The 21902-nt window shown below is 41.1% G+C and carries 29 protein-coding genes; 16 read left to right on the forward strand and 13 right to left on the reverse strand.

Translation table 11 applies throughout. The features are described 5' to 3' along the window. Positions 1-21 precede the first annotated feature (21 nt). Positions 22-972: an HNH endonuclease gene (locus ACEQZT_RS00510; RefSeq protein WP_370086209.1), complete on the forward strand. Its 951-nt coding sequence runs from the start codon at positions 22-24 to the stop codon at positions 970-972. A 171-nt stretch (positions 973-1143) separates the two neighbouring features. Further along, on the forward strand, positions 1144-2253 hold the full coding sequence (locus ACEQZT_RS00515) for an MBL fold metallo-hydrolase (RefSeq protein ID WP_370086210.1): 1110 nt from the start codon (positions 1144-1146) through the stop codon (positions 2251-2253). 19 nt (positions 2254-2272) lie between these two features. Here the strand turns inward: ACEQZT_RS00515 and ACEQZT_RS00520 are convergent, their stop codons facing one another. After that, positions 2273-2902 (reverse strand): 2OG-Fe(II) oxygenase, encoded by a 630-nt coding sequence (locus ACEQZT_RS00520; RefSeq protein WP_370086211.1) that lies wholly within the window; start codon positions 2900-2902, stop codon positions 2273-2275. Between the two features lie 54 nt (positions 2903-2956). Between ACEQZT_RS00520 and ACEQZT_RS00525 the strand changes: the two genes are divergently transcribed. Beyond that, on the forward strand, positions 2957-3319 hold the full coding sequence (locus ACEQZT_RS00525) for a glyoxalase (protein WP_370086212.1): 363 nt from the start codon (positions 2957-2959) through the stop codon (positions 3317-3319). On the opposite strand, the gene ACEQZT_RS00530 is transcribed toward ACEQZT_RS00525, so the two are convergent. Beyond that, positions 3312-3521, reverse strand: a complete 210-nt coding sequence (locus ACEQZT_RS00530) for an RNA-binding S4 domain-containing protein (RefSeq protein WP_370086213.1) — start codon at positions 3519-3521, stop codon at positions 3312-3314. The genes ACEQZT_RS00525 and ACEQZT_RS00530 overlap by 8 nt on opposite strands. Positions 3522-3728: 207 nt before the next feature. Between ACEQZT_RS00530 and ACEQZT_RS00535 the strand changes: the two genes are divergently transcribed. Together ACEQZT_RS00535 and ACEQZT_RS00540 are read left to right on the forward strand one after the other, a co-directional pair. After that, positions 3729-4055 carry a PadR family transcriptional regulator gene (locus ACEQZT_RS00535; protein ID WP_370086214.1) on the forward strand — a complete coding sequence of 109 codons (327 nt, stop codon included), beginning with the start codon at positions 3729-3731 and terminating at the stop codon, positions 4053-4055. Then, positions 4052-6658, forward strand: a complete 2607-nt coding sequence (locus ACEQZT_RS00540) for an ABC transporter permease (RefSeq protein WP_370086215.1) — start codon at positions 4052-4054, stop codon at positions 6656-6658. Before ACEQZT_RS00535 ends, ACEQZT_RS00540 begins: the two co-directional genes overlap by 4 nt. Positions 6659-6760: 102 nt before the next feature. Here the strand turns inward: ACEQZT_RS00540 and ACEQZT_RS00545 are convergent, their stop codons facing one another. Continuing rightward, the gene (locus ACEQZT_RS00545) at positions 6761-7657 is read right to left on the reverse strand and encodes an ATP-binding protein (RefSeq protein WP_370086216.1); all 897 of its coding nucleotides are present in this window, start codon (positions 7655-7657) and stop codon (positions 6761-6763) included. 71 nt (positions 7658-7728) lie between these two features. Here ACEQZT_RS00545 and ACEQZT_RS00550 point away from each other — a divergent pair, with 71 nt between their 5' ends. The 3 genes from ACEQZT_RS00550 (at position 7729) to ACEQZT_RS00560 (ending at position 9942) form a co-directional block, all read left to right on the forward strand. Continuing rightward, the gene (locus ACEQZT_RS00550) at positions 7729-8460 is read left to right on the forward strand and encodes a tRNA1(Val) (adenine(37)-N6)-methyltransferase (protein WP_370086217.1); all 732 of its coding nucleotides are present in this window, start codon (positions 7729-7731) and stop codon (positions 8458-8460) included. A 110-nt stretch (positions 8461-8570) separates the two neighbouring features. Next, positions 8571-9575, forward strand: a complete 1005-nt coding sequence (locus ACEQZT_RS00555; protein ID WP_370086218.1) for a cytochrome-c peroxidase — start codon at positions 8571-8573, stop codon at positions 9573-9575. A gap of 73 nt (positions 9576-9648) precedes the next feature. Further along, positions 9649-9942, forward strand: a complete 294-nt coding sequence (locus ACEQZT_RS00560) for a rhodanese-like domain-containing protein (protein ID WP_370086219.1) — start codon at positions 9649-9651, stop codon at positions 9940-9942. Here the strand turns inward: ACEQZT_RS00560 and ACEQZT_RS00565 are convergent. Then, positions 9890-10798, reverse strand: a complete 909-nt coding sequence (locus ACEQZT_RS00565) for a sterol desaturase family protein (protein WP_370086220.1) — start codon at positions 10796-10798, stop codon at positions 9890-9892. The two genes, ACEQZT_RS00560 and ACEQZT_RS00565, sit on opposite strands and share 53 nt — an antisense overlap. A gap of 97 nt (positions 10799-10895) precedes the next feature. Between ACEQZT_RS00565 and ACEQZT_RS00570 the strand changes: the two genes are divergently transcribed. From ACEQZT_RS00570 to ACEQZT_RS00585, 4 genes are all read left to right on the forward strand, one after another. Further along, on the forward strand, positions 10896-11465 hold the full coding sequence (locus ACEQZT_RS00570) for a redoxin domain-containing protein (RefSeq protein WP_370086221.1): 570 nt from the start codon (positions 10896-10898) through the stop codon (positions 11463-11465). A gap of 66 nt (positions 11466-11531) precedes the next feature. Further along, positions 11532-12146: a hypothetical protein gene (locus tag ACEQZT_RS00575; protein ID WP_370086222.1), complete on the forward strand. Its 615-nt coding sequence runs from the start codon at positions 11532-11534 to the stop codon at positions 12144-12146. After that, positions 12143-12436, forward strand: coding sequence for a winged helix-turn-helix domain-containing protein (locus ACEQZT_RS00580; protein WP_370086223.1), 294 nt, complete (start codon positions 12143-12145; stop codon positions 12434-12436). Before ACEQZT_RS00575 ends, ACEQZT_RS00580 begins: the two co-directional genes overlap by 4 nt. A 149-nt stretch (positions 12437-12585) precedes the next feature. After that, entirely contained in the window at positions 12586-12873 is a 288-nt protein-coding gene (locus tag ACEQZT_RS00585) for a hypothetical protein (RefSeq protein WP_370086224.1), read from the forward strand. Positions 12874-13126: 253 nt separating this feature from the next. Here the strand turns inward: ACEQZT_RS00585 and ACEQZT_RS00590 are convergent, their stop codons facing one another. From ACEQZT_RS00590 to ACEQZT_RS00620, 7 genes are all read right to left on the reverse strand, one after another. Further along, entirely contained in the window at positions 13127-13915 is a 789-nt protein-coding gene (locus tag ACEQZT_RS00590) for a peptidoglycan-binding protein (RefSeq protein ID WP_370086225.1), read from the reverse strand. 2 nt (positions 13916-13917) lie between these two features. After that, positions 13918-15642 (reverse strand): DUF4230 domain-containing protein, encoded by a 1725-nt coding sequence (locus ACEQZT_RS00595; RefSeq protein WP_370086227.1) that lies wholly within the window; start codon positions 15640-15642, stop codon positions 13918-13920. Beyond that, positions 15639-16229: a DUF4230 domain-containing protein gene (locus ACEQZT_RS00600; RefSeq protein ID WP_370086228.1), complete on the reverse strand. Its 591-nt coding sequence runs from the start codon at positions 16227-16229 to the stop codon at positions 15639-15641. Before ACEQZT_RS00600 ends, ACEQZT_RS00595 begins: the two co-directional genes overlap by 4 nt. A 1-nt stretch (position 16230) precedes the next feature. Beyond that, the gene (locus ACEQZT_RS00605; protein ID WP_370086229.1) at positions 16231-17211 is read right to left on the reverse strand and encodes a hypothetical protein; all 981 of its coding nucleotides are present in this window, start codon (positions 17209-17211) and stop codon (positions 16231-16233) included. After that, positions 17204-17392, reverse strand: coding sequence for a hypothetical protein (locus ACEQZT_RS00610; RefSeq protein WP_370086230.1), 189 nt, complete (start codon positions 17390-17392; stop codon positions 17204-17206). Before ACEQZT_RS00610 ends, ACEQZT_RS00605 begins: the two co-directional genes overlap by 8 nt. 76 nt (positions 17393-17468) lie before the next feature. After that, entirely contained in the window at positions 17469-18491 is a 1023-nt protein-coding gene (locus tag ACEQZT_RS00615; RefSeq protein WP_370086232.1) for a D-alanine--D-alanine ligase family protein, read from the reverse strand. 18 nt (positions 18492-18509) lie between these two features. Further along, positions 18510-18728 carry a hypothetical protein gene (locus ACEQZT_RS00620; RefSeq protein WP_370086234.1) on the reverse strand — a complete coding sequence of 73 codons (219 nt, stop codon included), beginning with the start codon at positions 18726-18728 and terminating at the stop codon, positions 18510-18512. Between the two features lie 45 nt (positions 18729-18773). Here ACEQZT_RS00620 and ACEQZT_RS00625 point away from each other — a divergent pair, with 45 nt between their 5' ends. Beyond that, positions 18774-19214, forward strand: a complete 441-nt coding sequence (locus ACEQZT_RS00625) for a hypothetical protein (RefSeq protein WP_370086235.1) — start codon at positions 18774-18776, stop codon at positions 19212-19214. Positions 19215-19269: 55 nt separating this feature from the next. Here the strand turns inward: ACEQZT_RS00625 and ACEQZT_RS00630 are convergent, their stop codons facing one another. Then, positions 19270-19836 (reverse strand): toxin-antitoxin system YwqK family antitoxin, encoded by a 567-nt coding sequence (locus tag ACEQZT_RS00630; protein WP_370086237.1) that lies wholly within the window; start codon positions 19834-19836, stop codon positions 19270-19272. Next, positions 19833-20234, reverse strand: coding sequence for a DoxX family protein (locus ACEQZT_RS00635; RefSeq protein WP_370086239.1), 402 nt, complete (start codon positions 20232-20234; stop codon positions 19833-19835). Before ACEQZT_RS00635 ends, ACEQZT_RS00630 begins: the two co-directional genes overlap by 4 nt. 34 nt (positions 20235-20268) lie before the next feature. Between ACEQZT_RS00635 and ACEQZT_RS00640 the strand changes: the two genes are divergently transcribed. The 3 genes from ACEQZT_RS00640 to ACEQZT_RS00650 all read left to right on the forward strand — a co-directional run bounded on the left by ACEQZT_RS00640 (position 20269) and on the right by ACEQZT_RS00650 (position 21828). Continuing rightward, a complete protein-coding gene (locus tag ACEQZT_RS00640; protein ID WP_370086240.1) occupies positions 20269-20697 on the forward strand; it encodes a response regulator transcription factor in 429 nt (142 codons plus the stop codon). Positions 20698-20770: 73 nt separating this feature from the next. Further along, positions 20771-21277, forward strand: a complete 507-nt coding sequence (locus ACEQZT_RS00645) for a DUF4199 domain-containing protein (protein ID WP_370086241.1) — start codon at positions 20771-20773, stop codon at positions 21275-21277. Between the two features lie 20 nt (positions 21278-21297). Continuing rightward, the gene (locus ACEQZT_RS00650; RefSeq protein WP_370086242.1) at positions 21298-21828 is read left to right on the forward strand and encodes a hypothetical protein; all 531 of its coding nucleotides are present in this window, start codon (positions 21298-21300) and stop codon (positions 21826-21828) included. The last annotated feature ends 74 nt before the right edge of the window (positions 21829-21902 follow it).

Below are 21902 nucleotides of genomic sequence, written 5' to 3' on the forward strand. Positions count from 1 at the left end.
TGTTAGCCACAATTCTCTCCCATGATTTGGTTAGAACTACGAAAAAATAATAATCAATATGTAGATGGCTGGAACTTCACTGAGAGTGCTTTTGCTCCAACAGCTAAAGCGGACGGAGCACAATGGCCGTTTTGGTATTTAATTAGAGATGTTCAAAAAGATGATGTAGTAGTACATCTTAGGCACACCAGAAATACTATTCAATTTACGGGTTATTCATATGCAATACAGGATTCATACATAACAGCGGACTCTCCAACTAATGATGCGCATGATTGGGACTTCTCAAGAACATACCATAAGGTTGACTTAACGAACTATCAAGAATTCGAATCTCCAATACTTCTTAATGATTTCTTCCGAACTTATGACAATCAACTAAGAGAATACTTTAGCTCGAACAGGAGTATTAGAAGAAACAAGAAAAGACTATTTTATGTAGTTCAGGCTGGCAAATTACAATGCTTAAATGGTGCTTACTTCTCAGAATTTGACGGCTTGTTGAGTGAACTACTCTTGGGTCACATTGAACTGGGTGAAATCAACTTTAAAAATGCATCTACTGGAGAAACTTATGGACTTTTGAAGAAGCGAATCGGTCACCGCCAATTCGCTGAAAACGTCAAAAGAAATTTTGAGTACCAATGTTGCTACCCTAATTGTGAAGTTCGAGGACGCGGTTTCTTAGTAAGTGGACACATAGCTAGATGGGCTGACAACCCTGAACTAAGGGGTGACACAAGAAATGGATTGTGTCTATGCTTGCTTCATGATCAAGCATTTGAACAGGGGTTTTTTACTCTGACTGAAGAGTTTAAGATAGAACTAATTCATGATAGCCTAAGAAGCAACAGTTGGCTCGCTAACTTCTTACAAACTGGAAAAGGACTTAAAATCAAAGCATATCATGAAGCTCCACTCATTGATTCTATAAGAGAACATTGGGCAAGAATTGGATTTAATCAGAATTAAAGTGGCTAACAGTCGCTAAAGTTGAATATACCAGCGTGTTTCTAGCAAGTTTTCGTAGCGCGCGTTTTCAACGCGTGCCATCCTCTCTCGTTCTCGGCTCTATCTGTTAAAGATGTGTTAACAGGTTTGCATACCTGAGTTATCCCAACCTTGTTTGCTTTTATTTGGGACATGAACGCAATCAACTTTTCGAGTCTCTGCATTTTGTTGCTATCAGCTGGCTGCATCAAAGCCCAACCTGATCAACTAGGAAGTAATTCAACGAACTTTATTCAAGAACGAATCAATGACAACTTATACGTGCTAAAAGCACCTGATTATAATACGAATGTTGGGGTTTTTATCGGTTCTGACGCGGTACTATTGATAGATCCCATGACTGGCAACAGCCAACAGGAGATCCTTCTCAACGAAATAAAACGTCTTTCTGACAAGTCAATTAAGTACGTGCTAAACACCCATAACCACATCGATCATAGCGGTGCAAACTCATTCTTTTCCAAGCTAGGAGCAACAATCATTACACACGAAAATTCAAAGTATACTTCAGCCGTTAATGACGTCACCTTTTCAGATAGCTATATAATTGAAATGGGAAATGAAACCATAGAAATGTTCCACATTGCCGCTCACACTTTTGACGATGCACTCATCTACCTTAAAGAAAGCAATGCACTGTTTACGGGAGACACTTACATGACCAAAACATTTCCTCATTTTTATTATGGAGGAGGTAGTAAAGGCCATTTAAAAATTCTTGAAAAAGCTCTGTCCCTTGGGGATGCATATACGTCCATTATTCCCGCACATGGGAAACTTGTGTCGGATAAGAAACAGCTTCAGGCATATAGGGATAATTCCATAAAGTGGATCAACAGAATTGAACAACTCTACAAGCAAGGAAAAACTTCAGGTGAGATTGTTGAAGACGAGCAAATAAAGCAATTAGCCAGAATTTTTAGTGGGTCTGAAAAAGTGTGGCAACAGACGATTGATAAAACGATCTCTGTTGATTTGATACCTTCAATAGATGTCTCATACGATTTACTAAAAGGGTATGCAGGCGATTACTCATTTGAAGATCAGCAAGTCTGTAGTATCATCTTTGAGGAAGACATTCTAAGATTAGGAAAGGAAGGAGCCTACCTTTACGAGTTAACCCCTGTTTCTGAAACAAGATTTCATGTAAAGGGACAATTCCCACACAGGTATATCACCTTTACGAACAATGGATTCGAATTTTTTGATGGTAAGAAAACCCTGAAAGCTATAAAAGATTAGCTGATCAACTTTTGACCAATCACCCCAAAATATACCCCACTCCGCTAGGCTGATACAACATCCAGCCGGTAAGGCTGTAGCGGCCTACATTGGTTGGAAGCACTTCGTGAGGGACATCTGCGCTTTTAAACATCACACAGCGTCCGGCAAGCGGATCCACAATGATGTCTCCTGCTTCTTTATAAATCTTCAGCTCTCCACCATCTCCTTTTTGCCAGCCTTCATTCAGGTAAATGATCACTGAGATCATTCGATTGCTACGATCCTGAAACCGATCCACGTGTCGCTTGTAAAAGGTGCCTTCAGGGTAGTACGCCAGATGAAACTCATATCCGGATAAGCTCAGAAAACAATATCGATTGAGTGTCGACTTTATTTCCTCAATCAAATCAAACGCTGCATTCAGTTCCTCATCCCTTCCTTTGTCCAGCCAGTAAGTAAAGTCACCTCTGATCTTCGTATCCAGTACATTATTGAACACCGAGCCAAGCCCGGCTCGCTGAAATTCATCCTCTTCCAATTTTTGCAAAAAAAATGACCTCACCTGACTGTAAAGTTGGGGCGAAAGGAAATCGTCTATGATGACGTAATCGTTTTGCGAAAGCTGATCGACCCAGTCAATCCACTTTTCTTCTGAGTAAAAGTTCAATTATGTTGGAAAAGTAGACGATATTACTCATTCATCAACCATTTCCCCGTCAATATGAAGAACTCCGCCGAATCTATCCGCACTTTTATTGGTGCAAAGGATTTTAATATTTCACGAGAATTCTATCATGCATGGGGATTTGAAGAAGTAGTAGCCACACCAAAACTTTCCTATTTCCACTTTGGAACGGCTGGCTTCTATTTGCAAGATTACTACCTAAAGGCATGGGTGGAAAATACCATGCTCTTTTTGGAAGTAAAATCACTCACTGACTATTGGGAAATTCTGAAGGCAAAAAACCTTACTAAAAAATTTGAGGGGGTAAAACTGGTTGAGCCTACATCTTTCGATTGGGGCAGTGAAGGATTTGTTTACGACCCCTCGGGTGTGCTATGGCACGTGGGAGAATTTAACTGACCTGCACTTCTTCACCCTGAAAGGAGACCTTATCTCCTTTGCGAAGCTTCTTTCTTCGCTGCGTTTCTACCTGGCCGTTTACCTGAACCAACCCCTCATCAATGCATTGCTTGGCCTCCCCTCCTGACCCTACTAACTGCATGATTTTCAATAGTTTATTTAACTCAATAAAGTCGTGTCCTTCAAGCTCAAATGTTTGCATAAGGCAAAGGTACGCTTAGTCATTAAAAAATGTTTTCAGATATTAATTCTTAAAAATAGAAACATATCTATTATTCTTGCCGTATGATTAATTCTTAAAAGTAGAAAGTAATACACCCCTATAATCCCCTCAAGGGGATAATTCCCCCTTTGAAGGGGGAGTGCGCTGGAAAAAGCGAAGACTGGGGGATGTTTTAAAAAAATTATCATGAAAGGATACATTGGAGAATTTGAAGAACTGGTCTTGCTGACCATCGCCAACCTGGCCAAGGATGCCTATGGAGTAGCCATACTCAATGACATCACAGAACGAGCAAGTCGAAAGCTGAGCATTGGGGCTCTGCACTCCACCCTCACCCGTCTGGAAGAAAAGGGATACATCTCTTCTTACCTGGGCGAGCCGACCAACGAACGTGGTGGAAGACGTAAGCGCTACTTTGAGCTGACGGATAGTGCCAAAGTAGAACTGGCCAACATGAAAGCACTAAGAGACCAGCTTTGGGCTGGTGCTAAAGTAAATCTCGCCACCAAATGAGACCTCCTTTTTTTGCACAAAAGCTACTAAAGTGGTTTGCCGGAAAGGCAGACCTGGAAGATATTCAAGGAGACCTTGATGAGGTCTATGGACTAAACCTTGAACAATCAGGAAAACTGAAGGCTGATATCAAATACTGGATACAGGTGATCTCGCTCTTGTTTTCATACGGACTAAAAAAGCGGAAGTCAAAAGCCGCATACTCTCCATTTTATCACAAAAACTCAATTGCCATGCTTAAAAACTACTTCAAAATTGCATTTCGCAATTTCTCAAAACACAAACTCTTTACATCACTAAACATGCTTGGTCTTGCACTGGGCATGTCTATATGTCTTTTGGCGCTATCCATTTCTGTAGCTATCTATCAATCCGATTCATGGCAGGAAAACAAGGAGCGAATCTTCCAGATCAACACGTATGTTTCAGACCAGGAAGATAGCCGAACGTTCGCTTCTACTTTCTACGCGATGGGGGATTATCTGGAAGATCAATATCCATTTGTTGAAAAAGCAATAACCATCCGACCAGGCTTTACTCCTGAAATTAACCACCACGGAAACAAGATGGAGTTTCAGGGTTATTTCACCGAGCAATCATTTCTGGACGTCTTTAGTTTCAAGTTAATAAAGGGTAACCAGCAAACAGCTCTGACCTCCCCTTCCAGCATCATACTCACCCAAGAAGTGGCCGAAACACTTTTCAGAGATGAGGATCCGATCGGCAAAAGTCTTGAAACAGATTATGGTGTGCTTAATGTGACCGGTGTGATGGAAAACCCAAAGCAAACACACTTGTACTTTCAAGTGCTTTGCTCCATCGATAATCATCCTCAAATGGCATCCCGCAATGCCGCGAACGAATGGGTAGATTTCAAGTGGAACTATGTGTATGTATTACTCGATGAGGCTAAATCAGAAGATAATTTAGAGCAGGCATTGGCTCAAACCACTACTCATGCTGCATCATTCAATCCGGAAAAAGAAATCGAGCTTGAATTCATCAACCTCGAAGGAGTAGTACCCCGCTGGAATATCAGTCAGGCGATAGGAATTGGATGGGATGAGCCTTCCATGATCTTCTTTCTCACCGTTGGTCTGCTGGTACTTCTACCTGCGGTATTCAACTATACAAATATGTCCATTGCCAGAGCACTGAAGCGCGCCAAGGAGATAGGGATACGTAAGGTTGCTGGTGCTGAGAAGCATCAAATCAAAGCGCAATTTATTGTCGAGACCATTCTACTTTCAGTTATTGCGCTGGCTGGCTCATTGGTACTACTGTACCCTATGAAGCAGGAGTTTTTAGGTATGATCATTGGTGGTGATATGCTTGATACCACTCCAAATCCGGGGCAGATCATTACTTTTTTGATTTTCTCCATACTTGTTGGATTGCTGGCGGGTCTTTTTCCTGCGCAGTACTTCTCAAGGCTCAACCCAATTCAAACCATGAAAGGGGAAATAAAAAATGGAAAGAGCAACGTTTCAGGATTTAAAAAAGGACTTTTTGTTTTTCAGTTTTTTCTCTCGCTCGTTTTCGTAATTGGTGTGGCGGCTATGGCACGTCAGCATACCTATGTCCTCAACACCAATCACGGCTTTCAGTCTGAAAACATTCTATCCATTCCGTTTGAAAAGATAGAAAAGCAGGTTGCCATCAATGAACTTAGCAATCATCCTGATGTAAAAGCTATTACTACAGCCTCCAGCCTTCCGGGTGTCTCTATAAGTGGATTTGCAGATGTGACCTCCAATGATCAGGATACGATACGGGTTAATGAAGTCTTCATAGGAAACAAATTCATAGAAAACATGGGTATGGAGCTCAAATGGGGTGAGAGTGAATCATTGGCTGAGTCTAATCAAAATGAAGAACGTGTATTGGTCAATGAACAGTTTATTGAGTCGATGAAAGTTTTCAATATCCAAAAAGATACCCTTCGGTTTACGCTGGCTGACGGTACCAATTGCAGAATTGTAGGAATATTGAAAGACTTTAATTACGAGCCACTCAACGAACTCATCAGTCCATTAATGATGAGATATTCAATTGAGAATAGTCAGTATGCGCTTCTGACAGTAAGTTCCTCAAACATTAAGCGAACCATTAATGAACTGGAATCTATATGGAAAGGGATAGATCAGGAAATTAATTTTCATGCATCGTTCTTAGAAGATGATATAGAAGATGCCTACTGGTTTTTGCGGGTGCAAATGAAGTTCTTCGGGGTATTAAGTACCCTGGCAATTACCATCTCTTGCTTGGGACTATTGGGTATGGTCACTTATACTACTGAAAACAGAACCAAGGAGATTGCGGTTCGCAAAATCATGGGAGCGAGCAACTATAGCTTGTACTATCTCCTCACAAAGGATTTCCTGAAATTGATTATGATTTCAGCACTCATTGCTATCCCCGTCTCATACTTGTTTTATGATAAGGTCCTACTATACTTTCTCATCCGATATGGAACCGGACTAGGCTTTCTGGAAATATTCGGTAGCGTACTGTTTTTATTTCTGGTTGGTCTTTCATCCATCTATTGGCAGACTTCCAAGGTGACAAAAGCGAATCCAGCTACGAAGTTGAGGTATGAGTAAAGTCTGACTTTAATCAAATCGTCATTCTGAACAAAGTGAGAAATCTCCTTCGATGTGGATTCCTCACTTTGCTCAAAATGATGAGATTGGATTAGTCCATTGCTACTCGCCAGTAGATACATTAATCCTATACGCCATTACTTTATTCCCAAAGAATGTAGGAACAATCAGCAGGTTTTGCTCAGGGACTATTGTAATATCAGCGGCATTTAACTTTTCTTCTGTGGTGTCCAGAATTTTCACTGGATCATTCCCCTCCTCAACAAAGAAAACCTCACCCTGCCAGGTTGATACAAGGTAGCCCTCATCTATCGCTACTATACCATCTCCACCTTTCATTCCTGTAGCCAGGGTATCAACAGTCATGGTAGCATTATCAATGGAAACCATTGCTCCTGTTCCGTATGAAACAACTAACACTCGCTCTTCTTCAATGAAGATACCATTTGGAGCAAACTTTGGCATATCTAATTTTTCTGTAGCACCACCTTCGCCTAGCAAATGAATTTTCCCTCGACCTGTATCCGTAAATTGTATACTACCATTTCTTGCATCAAGATCATTGAGGAATACAGCACTATCAACTTGAGTCTTGTTTAGAATAGTACCTGAAGCAAGTTCTATTTCAACAACTTCATCAATGTCCGTTACAAATAGGGATCCACCCGAAATTGCCGAACCTTTGGGTCCATTCAGCCCTGTTACCCAATTGAGGTCCAAAACTTCACCCGCCGTACTGATTTTAGAAATACTTCCATCACCATCCTTTTCTGTATTCGCCTTCACACCAATGTTGGATACATAAATCATTCCGTCTTCAGGATTATATCTTACCGCCTCACACGTCATCAAAACGCTATCCGTTTCCCAAACAAGTTCGAGAGAGACGCTTACAGGTTTTGGAGCTTCAGTTGCTGACGATTCTTGATTTTTTGCTGGTTGGCAGGCGTACATGGATAGACCTGCTACCAAAGCGATCAATTTTAGATTAGGTTTCATTTTGATTGTTTTTTGGTTACGTAATTTAACAGCTTCAAAACATGTCTGGTGTCAAATACCACTAAATCAAAATGCCCAATACCTACTTTCAATTCAAGCAGTTCAGGATCGAACAGGCCCAATCCGGTATGAAAGTGACAACAGACGGGTGTCTGTTTGGCGCATGGGTGGCTAATGAACTTGAAAAAAATGAGCCAGAAAAAATACTCGACATAGGAACTGGAACCGGACTACTTTCCTTGATGCTGGCACAAAAAACAATCAATGCTAAAATAGATGCTGTTGAAATCAATGAGCTGGCTTATAGAGAAGCAACATTGAATTTTAAAAACTCCAAATGGCGTGATAGACTCTCATGCTATCATACTTCTGTTCAGGACTTCATGTCAGATACAAAGTATGACATGATCATTTGTAATCCTCCATTTTTTAAAGACAGTCAAAGAGGAGTTGATTCCACTAAAAATCAGGCCGTTCACTCCAACAACCTTAAAATGGAGGAGCTGTTAACCCAAAGTCTTCGGCTGCTTAACCCGAATGGGCATCTATACCTCCTCTACCCAGAGCGGGAGATGAATGCCTTTATGAAAGTCTCAGACGAAAAAATTTTCCCCATTCATCGGGTAATCCTAAGAAATCAAAAAGAGCAACAGGTTTTTCGGATGATGGTACGGTTTAGCTTAATAGAAAAAGAAGAAACAATTGCCGAGCTGATCATCCGTCAGAAGAATCGAAAGTACACACCGGAAAGTTGGGAGTTGCTCAAATGCTACTACCTAGATTATAATGATCCCAAGTTTTAAAGATGAATGATGATCATTAATCACATTTTTAACATTTTTTAAAGAAAGAGCCTAACGTTCACAGTAGGCTAAACCACAAACTCCCCGTCATAAATTCAAACTAGAAGATTATGACTAATAAATTAATGGCACTAATCACCCTGACCTCCCTGCTCCTTGTTTCATGTAGCTCTGAAGCTGAAGAAATGACTCCTGTCTCTCAGGATGCCATTTTAGCAACCTTTGATGGTCGTATTGATCTTGAGAACCTCCCAAACTATGCAAATCAGGAAATTCCCAACTACATAAATGATGACAATACAGCTACAAATTTCATAACCGATGGCGGAGTTGTTTTGGGTAGGGTTCTGTTTTACGATAAAAATCTATCCATTGACAACACGGTCTCCTGCAGCAGTTGTCATCAGCAATCCTTCGCTTTTAGCGATCCAGATGCTGCATCTACAGGTGTTAACGGCACCACAGGACGACATTCCATGCGTCTGATCAATGCACGATTTGCTGATGGGGATAATTTCTTTTGGGATGAGCGTGCCAATACGCTGGAGCTTCAGACAACAATGCCAATTCAGGATCATGTAGAGATGGGATTCAGTGGTGAAGATGGCAATGAAGATATTCAGGGACTTTGTGATAAAATGGAAACCATTGATTACTACAATGAGCTCTTCACCTTCGTCTATGGGGATAGCGAAGTTACTGAGAAGCGCATGCAGTTAGCCTTGGCCCAGTTTATCCGAAGCATTCAGTCCTTCGATTCTAAGTACGATGCTGGACGCTCACAAGTGGCTGATGAAGATCATAATTTTCCAAACTTCACCGATCAGGAGAACAAAGGCAAAGAACTGTTTTCTGACCGTCCCGAGTTCAATAACCCCGCTGGAGAAGCCAATGGCCCATTTATGCATACCGGATTCTCAGTTGATTTCGAGGACGTTTTAGATCATTACAATAATATACCTGATGTGGTGGGGCTGGATCGAAGGTTAAATCCACAAGGAAACCCTCAAAACCTAGCCATGACGCAGGAAGAAAAGGAGGCTGTAATCGCCTTTATAAAAACTCTGGGAGGCACAGATGTCTATACAAATGAAAAATGGAGCGATCCATTTTGAGAAAGGGAACGATTTAATGCTGGTAGAGGTTTATGATCCTGAGTTAATTTAATTTTTCATTAGGAACACAACTATGCTAGGATTATTCAACAAAGGAAAGAAAATTAAACAGTTCATTGAGGAGGGTGCTGTTGTTATTGATGTACGCTCCAAAACGGAATTTGAAGGTGGCCACCTTCGCAATAGCAAAAACATCCCAATGGATAGTATCCCCAGTTACATAGGTCAGCTAGACAAGACAAAACCCATCATCACTTGTTGTGCTTCAGGTATGAGGAGTGGGCAGGTCAAACGGATGCTTAAAGCCAATGGCTTCAAGGTGATGAATGGTGGCGGCTGGGAGAAGCTGGAGAAGTATGGTTTGTGAATCCGTGGCTAATCTGCCCGGTAAAATTTTTCGGAAAAGTTTCGTCTCCAGGGAATCCTAGTTCGATATCCCTCCCATTCTCTGGAATGTAGTTGGTTTTAAAAAGATAATCCCAAATACTGAGGGTGAGACCAAAGTTCACTCCAAATCTTCGCGCTTTAGGCAATGCCTTTGCATGATGCCAGATATGCATTTGAGGATTGTTAAAGATGTATCTTAAAGGTCCTAGATTCAGCTTGAAGTTGGAGTGGTTGAAATGACCAACTGCCAAGGTGAAAATGTGGATGATAAAAAAATCTCTCAGCCCAATCCCTATCAAGGCAAGGGGAATGTATTCGATAGATCTGTACACTACAGTCTCCATCCAATGGTAGCGAAGATGTGCCGCAAAACCCATCTCCTTTACACTGTGATGAACCTTATGAAACTCCCAAAGAAATGGCACTCTATGAAGCAAACGGTGAGTATTCCATTGCACAAAATCCCTCACTATAAAACCTACCAATAAGTGCGCCCATGTAGGCCAGCTCATCACCTCGAAAGCAAGCAGGTTTTTTACTCCAATGGAGGCAAGGAGCTCATTAAAAAAGTGAACAACCAAATCAGATGCCGCATTGAACACAATGAGCGAAAACAGAAAAAAGTTGAAAAACATATAGAAGAAATCCAACCAAAAGTCTTTTCTAAATCTCGACTGATCCTTCCTCCAGGGCTTTACCCACTCCAGTATCAAAAAAAAAGCCGACACACCAATCAACCAATAAAAGTAACTGTGCCAACCTGGCTGGGTCATCTCACGCCACAGGTAGTTGGCATACCCGCTGTATGCATTTCGAATCAGCTCCCAATAATCCATAGAAGGTAAAGCTAGTGCGGCTAGGAAAAGTTCGCAAAGCCAACATCATGAGTTTCTACGTAGATAGAATCAAACTACCCAATTTCAAACAAATAATATGCTATCAGACAAGGGAAGAATAACACTGGAAATTAACGCTCCGGCACCTATTTTTAAGCTCAATGACATCTTTGACCGTGAGATAGATCTAAGTACATATAAAGGCAAAAAAGTTCTAATTGCGTTTTTCAGACATGCAGGATGCCCATTTTGCAATACTCGAGTTCATAGCCTGATAAAACATCAAGAAGAGTTAAAGGCTAAAGGATTAGAAATGATTTTCTTCTTTGAATCAAAGAAAAAAATACTTCTATCCAGTAATTTTCACAGGTCCGTGTCACCAATACCGCTGATTTCCGATCCCGAAAAATTATGGTATGATAAGTATGGGGTTGAAAGCTCAGCATTGAAATCTAGTAAAAGTCACTTTACTTCCTTCTTTCAAAAAGTATTTGAAGCGAAAAAGAAAAACCTCCCAATGCATTGGATGTCTGGCCATGAATCTATAAAGACCATACCTGCCGAGTTTTTGATGGATCAATACGGGATGATCCGAAAAGTACATTACGCCAAGGGTTTAAGGGATAGAATGGCCATGGAGACCATCTGGGAATTTACCTCTACCTAAATCAACGCTCTTAAACTTGCTAAATACACTTTCGTATATTTACTTTGTATTTCAAAGTACTTTTAAATGAAAGAAAAATACATAGAAGACCTGAAGGAGATCAAGGACATCATGAACCGTTCTTCCAGGTTCATTTCATTGAGTGGGCTTTCGGGAATCACAGCTGGAGTAATCGCCCTTACAGGAGTCTATCTCCTCCATAAGTTTGTTTTTGAATATCAGGATTATCTGATCTTTGACAGAGTAGCAATTTCAAGCGATCGATTTGATCAGCTTTGGCAAATAAGTCTTGGCACTCTTTTGCTGGCCATTTTATCCGTGATCTACCTCACTACAAAGGAGACAAAAAAACGCAATCAAAGAATATGGGATCATCATACTAAGCGGATTTTGGTCAATCTGACAATTCCACTTTTTACAGGAGGAATATTGTGCCTGACACTTCTATTTGAAGGTTTCATAGGGATGCTACCCCCTTTGTCATTAATCTTTTATGGCTTGGCGTTGATAAATGTGAGCAAGTACACCTTAAACGAAATAAGAAACTTGGGTCTTTTGGAAGTAGCACTGGGGCTAATTGCTATGCAATACATTGAGCATGGATTGATCTTCTGGTCAATTGGATTTGGTGGGCTGCACATTTTGTATGGAGCTATAGTATATCGGAAATATAAGTTGTGAAAGACCTGCTCAAAGATTTAGATAAAGCATTCGAAAACAGGATTCGATTAGGAATCATGTCGGCTCTGGTTGTTAACGATTCACTTGATTTCAATGCATTAAAAGACTTGCTGGGTGTAACAGATGGGAACCTGGCGAGCCATCTCAAGTCATTGGAAAAGAGTGATTATGTACAATTCAAAAAAGAGTTTTTGGACAGAAAACCAAACACAAGTTACTATGCAACAGAGCGTGGAATAGCCGCTTTCAAGAAGCACATTGGCGCTATCGAACAACTTCTAAACCAATAGAAAATGAATCAAGAGACAAAAATAAAGAACACGTGTAGTTGGAAATTTATGATCCTTTTTTTTGGTCAAGCGGTGAGAGCTTTCGACTAGTAATTACTCAGAACTATTTGTAAATCAATTTCAACTTAATTTTTTAAACCATGTACACAATGAACAAAAACAAAAGACTTATAAAAATCCTTTTAGCAGTGCCAATACTACTGCTGATTCCTTTTTTTGGAATGCAATTTTCATCTGAAGTCAGTTGGTCTGTATTTGACTTTCTGGTGATGGGAATATTGCTTGTTGTTACTGGAGTGGCGCTTGAATTAATCTTAAGAAAAGTGCCAAACAGAGAAAACCGCATTGCCCTGATCGCAATCATTCTTGTTGCATTTCTTCTTATTTGGGCAGAACTAGCAGTTGGAATCTTCGGGACACCATTTGCTGGAAGTTGAGCACTAATAATTTTTCTTAAGCCATGTGAAAGTATGACTTGATAGGCAGGATTCAAGATGAAAATAAAAAGCAGGTTTCGGCGTTTTTTCTGACAAATTTTTAGCGAACTTTCCTGTCTAAATAAAACAATATGTCAAAAGGACAAGACGCAAAAAAAGCTATAAAAAAAGCTCCGGCTAAGACTGCCAAGGAGAAAAAAGCAGAGAAAAGAGAAAAGAAAAAGAAGTATTGATCTTCTAGCTAAGTTTCTCTTTAATCTACCTTGTAGATATCTATGGTGTTTGCCTGGAAGTTTCTCCTTCTCAGGCAAACCTCAAATCCCTCACGCGAGCCTTCATCATTGGTATTCCCTTCTATTGTGTGCATCCAGTCACCCTCCACTCCTATCACAATTCCGGTGTGAACCCAGTCATATTGAGTTTTCATATTTAGGAATACATCGCCCGGCTCTATCAAATTGGGGTTGCTCCTCAGTGTTACATTTCTGTGCAACTTGTTTTCTTTCAGACCGTGGCTTCCTACCACATCGCAGCTGTATGAATGCGGCATGATCTCCGTAAATCGCCTTCCAATCGAAGTAGTGGCCTGATCTAAAACCGTCTGTACAAACCCCATGCACCATGCCCATTCCTTTCCTTCATTTCCATCCATGTAGGCACGTACCCAGGGACCTATGTTGCTATTGTAAAGCTCGCGAGGAATATTCTGCAAGTGCTGGCGTGCGTATCCAACGATCAGTTGGCGTAGATCACTTCCATTCAACCGACTGAAAGCGTTAAACATGGGGCTGGTCAATGCCCTGAACGTATTTGGTCCTACCTCACCATCTACCGTCAGGTTTTTATGTTTTTGAAAATCACGAACCACAGCCTCTGATTGCGGACCATAGTCGCCATCCACCGATACGCGATGAAACCATAGAGGATCTACAAATCTCCACAGGTTTAACCACTCCTGCACTTTTTGCACATCGTACCCTTTCGACCCCACTTTCACCACCTTAGGGATGTTTAGTTCTTTGATGTAATGTTTCTTTATCATGGTTATTTTTTTATTCGGTCTAGAAAGTCAGTGACACTGACACGCATTCGCGTCAGCGGTCTTAGTTTATTTTCTTCAATGATCCGCTGCTGTACGACTTTTTCAACGGTATCTATCTCTGAGATCAAAAGGTTTCTCCACAGCTCATCATCAACCATCTGAGCTCTTTCCTGCCACTTGTTTTGATCAACAGAGTCCTTTAATGGAATAATCTGATAGCGGTACTTCAATAAATTCAAAGTACTGTCGGTGTGGGAAATGGCGGCACTATCAAGTGCAATCAATGATTCATTCCAATCCACTCTGAAATCACCTGAAGTAAACCAGACTTTATTCATTTTTGTGACTCTGGATGTAAGCGTGTGTTCTTTGGTTCTGAGTGTATCTCTCCACTTGATCAATTGTAGTTCATCCTCTTTACTGATATGAAATGTATCTTTCAAAACATTGGCAATACCCAATGAGTAGTAGCTGAAAGGGTGCTGTGGTTCCAGAAACGATAGCTTCTTCAGGCCTGCAACAAAGCGCTGAAAATGCTGAGTTATCTTTTCATTTTTGTCTTGACTCACCGTGTCCACCTCACCAAGGTATCGCTGATAGAGGCTGTCGATAAAAAAGGCTTCATACTTATCCACGAGTGTATCTGCCTTGATCACAGCCAGATGCAAATCATACGGATGGGTATGGAACGACACCTTCAGGTCGGGCTCATCCAACAGTAAGGAAAAGAAATTTCGGAGTGCTTCTTTACCATTCTCTTCCGCTCGCTCCACTATTTCAGCACCTCTAGCCTGTGCCAGCAGCTTTTGCTTGCACTGCCTCTTCACTTCTTTCGCTTCTTCAAAATTCACATCTCCAGAAAATGACACCAGCTCAAATCCTTTTACCTTTCTCTCAGGGATAAACCAGGGATTGATATCCACATCCAGTACAGTGGGCTTGATGCCATAGAAGTGAATCATTTTCCTATCTTCATCATAGAGGAAATTGCTTTCATCCAGCTGACCAAAATCAAAACCGGCTTTCACCCACCCACGACCTATAAATACGATATTTTTTCTCTTCTCCTGATCCAAGTCTCGCTGCACCACATATTGATAAAACGGGAAGAAATCGTATACAAATGCAGGCACTTCAAGCAGGTGATTTCTCATAGCTTCTTCCAGCTCTGGACTCGATTGGCCGGAACGCAATCCCAGTGATTTCTTCAAACGTTTCTCTTCCTTTTCTAAATCCTTCAGCACTCGTTTGTAGATTGTTCGTTCAACACCCTTCACCAGTTGACCGTCTTTGTAAATTCGATCCATCTTGCGAGTCAGGTATTGGCTACCCAGGCTGGCAACAAATTCATTGTATGCGTTTTTGCCAGGTAGCGATCTACAAAAAGGAGAGTTTCTAACACGTTCTTGAAGTTCGTTTTTACGATTGCGATTCTGCCAGATAGTGAATGTGACTTCCTGCCAGGCTTCTTCGGCAAAATCGGTGAGCGTATCAGAAGGAAACTCTGTCAATTTAAACTCTTTCCAGGAAGAAATCACTTCACCATAATATTCAGCCGTGACCAACTGACCGATATCGCGAACTCCAGTGACCAGATTGGCCGTTTGTTTGGTTTTCGCATTGGTAAACATCCCAATAGGATCCCAAAAAGTGAACGCTATCAGTCCTCCCACCACCAAAATGATGTCTAAAAAGAGCTTCCAGTTTTTGAGGAGGAAGTAGATCATACGCCTACCTCCTCTTCTAATATTTCGGGAATAAGCTCCCCTTCATGAAAATCAATATAGATCTCCTGATAGCCGAGTGTCCGAAGGAGGTTTTCCAGCATCAGTCGGGTCTTCTTTTGAGTGGCCTCTACAATGTTCATGTGCTTTAGCGAATTTCGAATATCGATCTCCGCATCCTGAAAAAATTGCTCTTGATCTTCTAAAGAAATTTTATTCAGGAAAGCATCAGTAGAAATAAGCGTATCCCTGGCAAAGAATTCAGAGGGGTACGAAAAATTGATTACCTCCACTGGTGGAAGTTTAAGAGAAATGCTTTTCCCCTGAATATCAACATCTTCCTTTTTCAGTTTTTCCAGATCTACACCTGCCTTTACTATTGCTTTTGAGTGAGCCAAAAACTTAGCTTCATTGAGTTTTACTACCCATAAAAGCCGCTTTCTTTTAACTCCATACACAATTTTGTCAATCGTGAACTCAGTGGTAGCAAGCTTTGACGCTTTCTTGATTTTGCCTACTACCAACCCCCTGTCGTCCTTACAGGAACTCAGTATCGATACAATGCAAATAATGATGAGTAGGCGTTTCATCTTAGCCTTTCATTGGGTCAACAGTGGAAAAATCTTCCTTGGCTGGCTTTTCCTCTTTGGGTTTCTCTACCTCCGCTGCTTGCATGGGATCAGTAGCACCAATTGGAGATGGCTCTTTCATTTCCTTCTTTACTTGCTCCTCGATAGTTGGTGGTGTCGAACCGGCTGATGGGGATGGAGAATCCTTTCCAACAGGAACCGGAGCTCCATTTGGTCGCAGATATTGTAACGACCTGCTACCAAAATAGAAAGCGATCATCATAAGAAATGCCGTTTTGAAAAACTCATACTGATCCCAGAAAAGAGAACTTGAATCTATTTCATTGGTCATCCCGAAGCTTACCACCAGCAGAGCGATTGCACCGAAGAGCAATGAAAAAGCAATCATGCCACGAACTGTCCCATTGGGCATTCCGAAAGTTTCATCCTTGTAAGGATTGTATTTAGGCTCAGCTTCTATGTCGTCTTCATTGTAAAAATTTCCTTGACGCTTATCCTCCTTAGCAGAATAGATTTTGTTCCATTCTTCATCCGTTAAACCAAGATTTACATTGTAGTAATAGATGGCCCAAATGAAATAGGACAGAAAAATGCAGGCCCAGAGTGTGACTATACCCAATCCTACTGCCTTAAAAACTGCCGAGTCAGCAGTGTTGGTCTCAAAAACCATCATCACCCCAAAAGCACCTAGACCGAGAAGGATGAAAATAATTACTCTGATCCCCCAAAAGAAAAACTTGGACATAGAGTCCGGCTTCTTCTTTTTGTTTTCAGTCGATGATTTGTACAGGGCAAAGGCTGCAACAAACAGAGCAAACGATAAAATGACAGCAAAGTGACTTCCTATGCCACCTATCCATGAATTCCCAAAGTATTCATTGAAAAACAAGGTCAGGAAAAGAATGGCCAAAAAAACAACCACTCCCTGAAGGATGACACGATTGAATAGTTCTTTATCTCGTGATTTGAATAGGTTAAGCATGATCCATGGATTTGAAGAAATTGGAAATGGATTTGACGATGGCTTTTGTGAATCCGATAATCGGGCCGATCAAGCCAACCAACCATAACCAAATATCTTCCAGCAAATCCGGACGATAGATGACCAAAATAATGGAGATCGTGATGAGAGCTACTAAAATGAGAATGAGCGCGTGTCTCATGGTTAGTGATTAGGGTTGGTTCATTAAAGAGAATGAATTTTGTCCCTAAATCAAATACCCAAAACAAGGTATTTTCTCAATTACCTCTTTCGATAGCTAAATCGATCAGTTTATCAATCAAATCAGAATAGCTCAAGCCGGCCTCCTCCCACAGCTTAGGATACATGCTGATACTGGTGAATCCCGGTATTGTATTTACTTCATTTACATAAATCTCACCCGTATCAGTCAGAAACATATCCACTCGTGCCATTCCTTCACAATCAAGTGACTTGTAGGCTTTGATGGCTGTTTCTTTCAATATTGGTAAGCATTTAGCATCAATTTTAGCTGGAATGATAATTTCAGCATGTGATGCTGAGGCATATTTCTCCTCGTATGAGTAAAAATCTCCTGACTGCACCTCTCCCACTCCGGTAGCTTCAGGATTTTCATTCCCTAATACAGCGCATTCCAACTCTCTTCCTTTGATTCCACGCTCCACGAGCACTTTTCTATCGTATTTCAGTGCATCGGCTATAGCATGTTTCCATTCATCTCCGTTGGTTACACGGTGGACACCAACGGATGATCCCATATTGGCAGGTTTCACAAATACTGTGGAACCAACTTTAGAAGCAATTTGATCAAAAGAAGGTATAGCTTCTCCTTTTTGTATCAGTACCCAATCTGCCACCTTCATTCCTGAATCCCGAAGCAACCGCTTAGTCACATCTTTATCCATAGATACTGCAGAACCCAACACACCTGGGCCTACAAAAGGCAATTTCAATAATCGAAACAAGCCCTGAATGGTACCATCCTCACCGTTAGGGCCATGCAGAATTGGGAATACTGCATCTATCTCACCCAGAGATTTACCATCACTACTCAGGCAGGATGCTTGTCCCGGCTGGATCGTGACTTCCCTGCCTTGAGTGTTGATTTCATCACCCATCTCTTCCTCACTGATCAATCTCCACGCACCATTCTTTGAGATGCCAACGAGCGTAACATCATACTTGGACCGATCCATTGCTTTCAAAATGTTCTTAGCAGAACGAACCGAAATTTCGTGCTCAGGAGACTGACCGCCACAAAGGACAAGAATGTGTTTCATAGGTTGTTTTAAAATAGACTAGATGTTTTCGCTATAAATTTCTTTCAATTCAAAATCCTCTCCCTGACCATACTGAATCAACTCACTCATAAGATAGTCTTCCATGGAAAACAGATCTTTTAGAAGATAATCGTTCCTTCCTACAACCTCCTTTAGCATAAACTCACTTTTCTCTCCATAATTAATGAGGCGGTATTTTTTACCAACCCTCATGCTTGAAAATGCAATTCCTCCCATATACACAGCAATATTATTGAGCCAATTTTGATTTACTTTTACTTTATGAAAAAATTTCTTTTAATCCTTTCGGCTATTTCCCTGATTTGGACATCAGGATGTAAAGACGATGATAGATCCGGCTCATTTGTAGGAGTATGGATCGGTACGAGTGTGGCAGTGACTGATTGCATGGAGCCTACGGATAATTCTGAGAGAAGCCTTTCTTGCGACGATGCATCTTGCTTCAGACTGGAGCTTAACGGAGACGGCACCTATTCATATCAGGAAGGTTTGTCAATACGGCCCGGAACCTGGAGCACGGCTGGAGGTATTACTCTTTGCTCAGTAGAAGACGGTGAGGATGTATGCGAGACATTTGCCGCAACGGTTAACAGCACCACGCTGACACTATCCACAACCAATGAAGACAGTGGCTGTGTGACATCAACCATTTTTACACGAACAGAAGAAACCATCGATGAAGAACCCGATGGTGGTCAATAAAAATAAAACCGCTACTCATTAAGAATAGCGGTTTTTTGTCTTTTGATTGTTTGGCTCAATTCTCCACAAGTTTCCCCATGTCATATTCGTATTCAATCTTGAGATTTCCCTCCTGATCGTACCATTTAGCCACTCCATGAATCTTACCATTCACATAGTTTGATTCTTCCATGACTGTTCCGTCTACATAAAATTTTTGCTGAACTCCATCCAAAACCCCTCCACTATAGTTTTTCCGTTCGGTGATGCTTCTTCGCTTGTAGACCAGGTACTCTCCATTTAATTGATCATTGTGGTAGGAAGCCTTAGTCGCCACATATCCTGAATTATCAAACAACAATTCAACCCCTTGCTTCTTACCTTCCAGGTAGGTCGTGATTGACAGAACTTTACCATCAGAGTCGTATCTGGTCCAGGTTCCATGATGCAAACCATTTAAAAAGTCACCTTCTCCTACTGTGTTTGCTCCTACTTTCACAATTGCTTTTTGAAGCCCTGGGATTGATTCATAATCCTGAATAATAGCACCACCGGGGATTTGACTTCCTTCCACGGGAGTTGATGTATTTGAACCTCCGCAAGCGCTTAGTACCAATGCTAAAATCCAAAAGTGTTTTCTCATTTTCTCTTAAAAATTTTAGGTAAAACTTCGTGTATGATCTTATCCTTGTTGTTGAAAACAACATACAGTCCGCAAAGAAAAACGATCAACGCATAATAAAACAACTGGCCTTTATCATCCATCACCTCAATCCCAAGTAGTGTCAAATGCATCCCAATAGCTCCAACCATTAAGCCAATCGCAAGTGCGCCTCCTGCCCAGGCTGTTTTAGGGATGATCAGGAGTATGGCCGCCACCAACTCCATAATGCCAACCAGCCACCTACCCCACGGCTCCATACCAACTGTTTTGAAAATGTAAACAGACTCAGCAGAACCTGTAAATTTGAAATAAAGGGTCTGCCCCATTATTATAGCAGCAGCAAGCCTTGCGACGATGTAAGTGATTTTGCGTAACATAGGAGTGATTTAGTAGTGAAAAATTATAAAGATTTTGAGAAAGCTTAAGAAGTTAAATAGAATCTACTGGATTTACGGAGGGGTGATGGGATTATTGATGATACTCCTTGAGGTGATTCACTACAGAACAATGGTCAGAGATATTGAAATTGAAGTTTACGGAGCAATCATAGGTATCTTGTTTTTAGCTTTCGGAATCTGGCTGGGTACAAGCTTGATCAAAAAAAACAGTCAGGAAAAATATGATCCTTTCAAGCTAGGATTGAGCAAACGAGAAGTAGAAGTGTTGGAACTCCTGGCTCAGGGATTTTCAAATCAGGAGGTGGCAGATAAGCTGTTTGTCTCATTAAATACAGCCAAAACGCATATTTCCAATATTTATTCAAAACTCAATGTAAAGCGAAGAACACAGGCCATTCAAAAAGCCAGAGACATGGCTCTCATTCATCCCTCAAAAGAATGATTATTCATAAATCACCCGAAAGAATGAAAGAAATATCAACCCTATCTGCGTGTTTTGAGAAAAAACTAACATCATGAAAAAGAAAATTGCTTTAAAATATGGTCTGATCAGCGGAGGCCTGATTGTCTGTTCCTGGTTTGTCACGATTGGATTTGGTGACACTCCGGATTTTGCCGGGGGTGAAATTGTAGGCTACACCATTATGATTGCGGCACTCACCGCTGTATTCATTGGTATCAAGAAGATTCGCGATGAGAATGGAAGCCTCACATTTAAAGAAGGTTTTGTGAATGGACTTGGGATTTCTCTGGTGGCTTCCATCATATATGTGATTGGGTGGATGATATACATGCCCACCTTTGCGCCGGACTTTGCTGATAAATATGGTGCTGCTCAGGTCGAACTAATTGAACAATCGGACTTGACCGCTGAGGAGAAAGCTGCGCAGATAAATGACATGAACGAGTGGATTGAGTCTTACAAACAGCCCCACGTCATGGCAGCCATGACTTTTACAGAAATCTTCCCGGTTGGTCTAATTGTCACGCTTATTTCAGCACTGATATTGAAGAGGAGATAGATTCTATCTAACTTTCCTCCATGGTAAGAAATCTAAGTATTTGGCTGCTGACAGCTGCACTTTTAGGTTGTACCTCCTCTGAAAATGAAAGCAGTGGCACAGAGGAGGTCAGCAATTCTATCACATTTGAAACAAAAGTGGATGACACATACATCCCCGAAGATGTGATATCGAGCATAATAAGTAAAAGAAGAAGTAAGCTCAGCAACCTCTATTCGGATGGCGCTTCGATGTTCAACTTCAAAATAGAAAAGGAGTTTACAGAGCTGAAAATCATTCTCGTTGGGAAGCAGTCATCTTACACCATGAGATGGAGCGCTCAATCCACTGAAGGAAATAAGAATGTGTTGCCATTTAGCAATGTAAATCAGGGAGATTTTGTGGTGGACGTTCTACTAGCATCTCCCGGACAGATTCAGGTATTTTTCAATGAGGGTCTGGAAAGCTTTGTGTTTAAAACAGAAAATCGTCCTATTGATGCCAGAGTAGAAGTTTATTTAGATGGAGAATTGAATGATATTCCGGGGGTTTTATACGATATCGGCGTTTAACATTTGAATAAAACAAAGGCCGCTGATTAGGATATAATTCCTAAACCGCAAATTTTTTATTTCAAAAAACATTA

Origin of the sequence: Ekhidna sp., assembly GCF_964218185.1 — a bacterium.
GTDB lineage: Bacteria > Bacteroidota > Bacteroidia > Cytophagales > Cyclobacteriaceae > Ekhidna.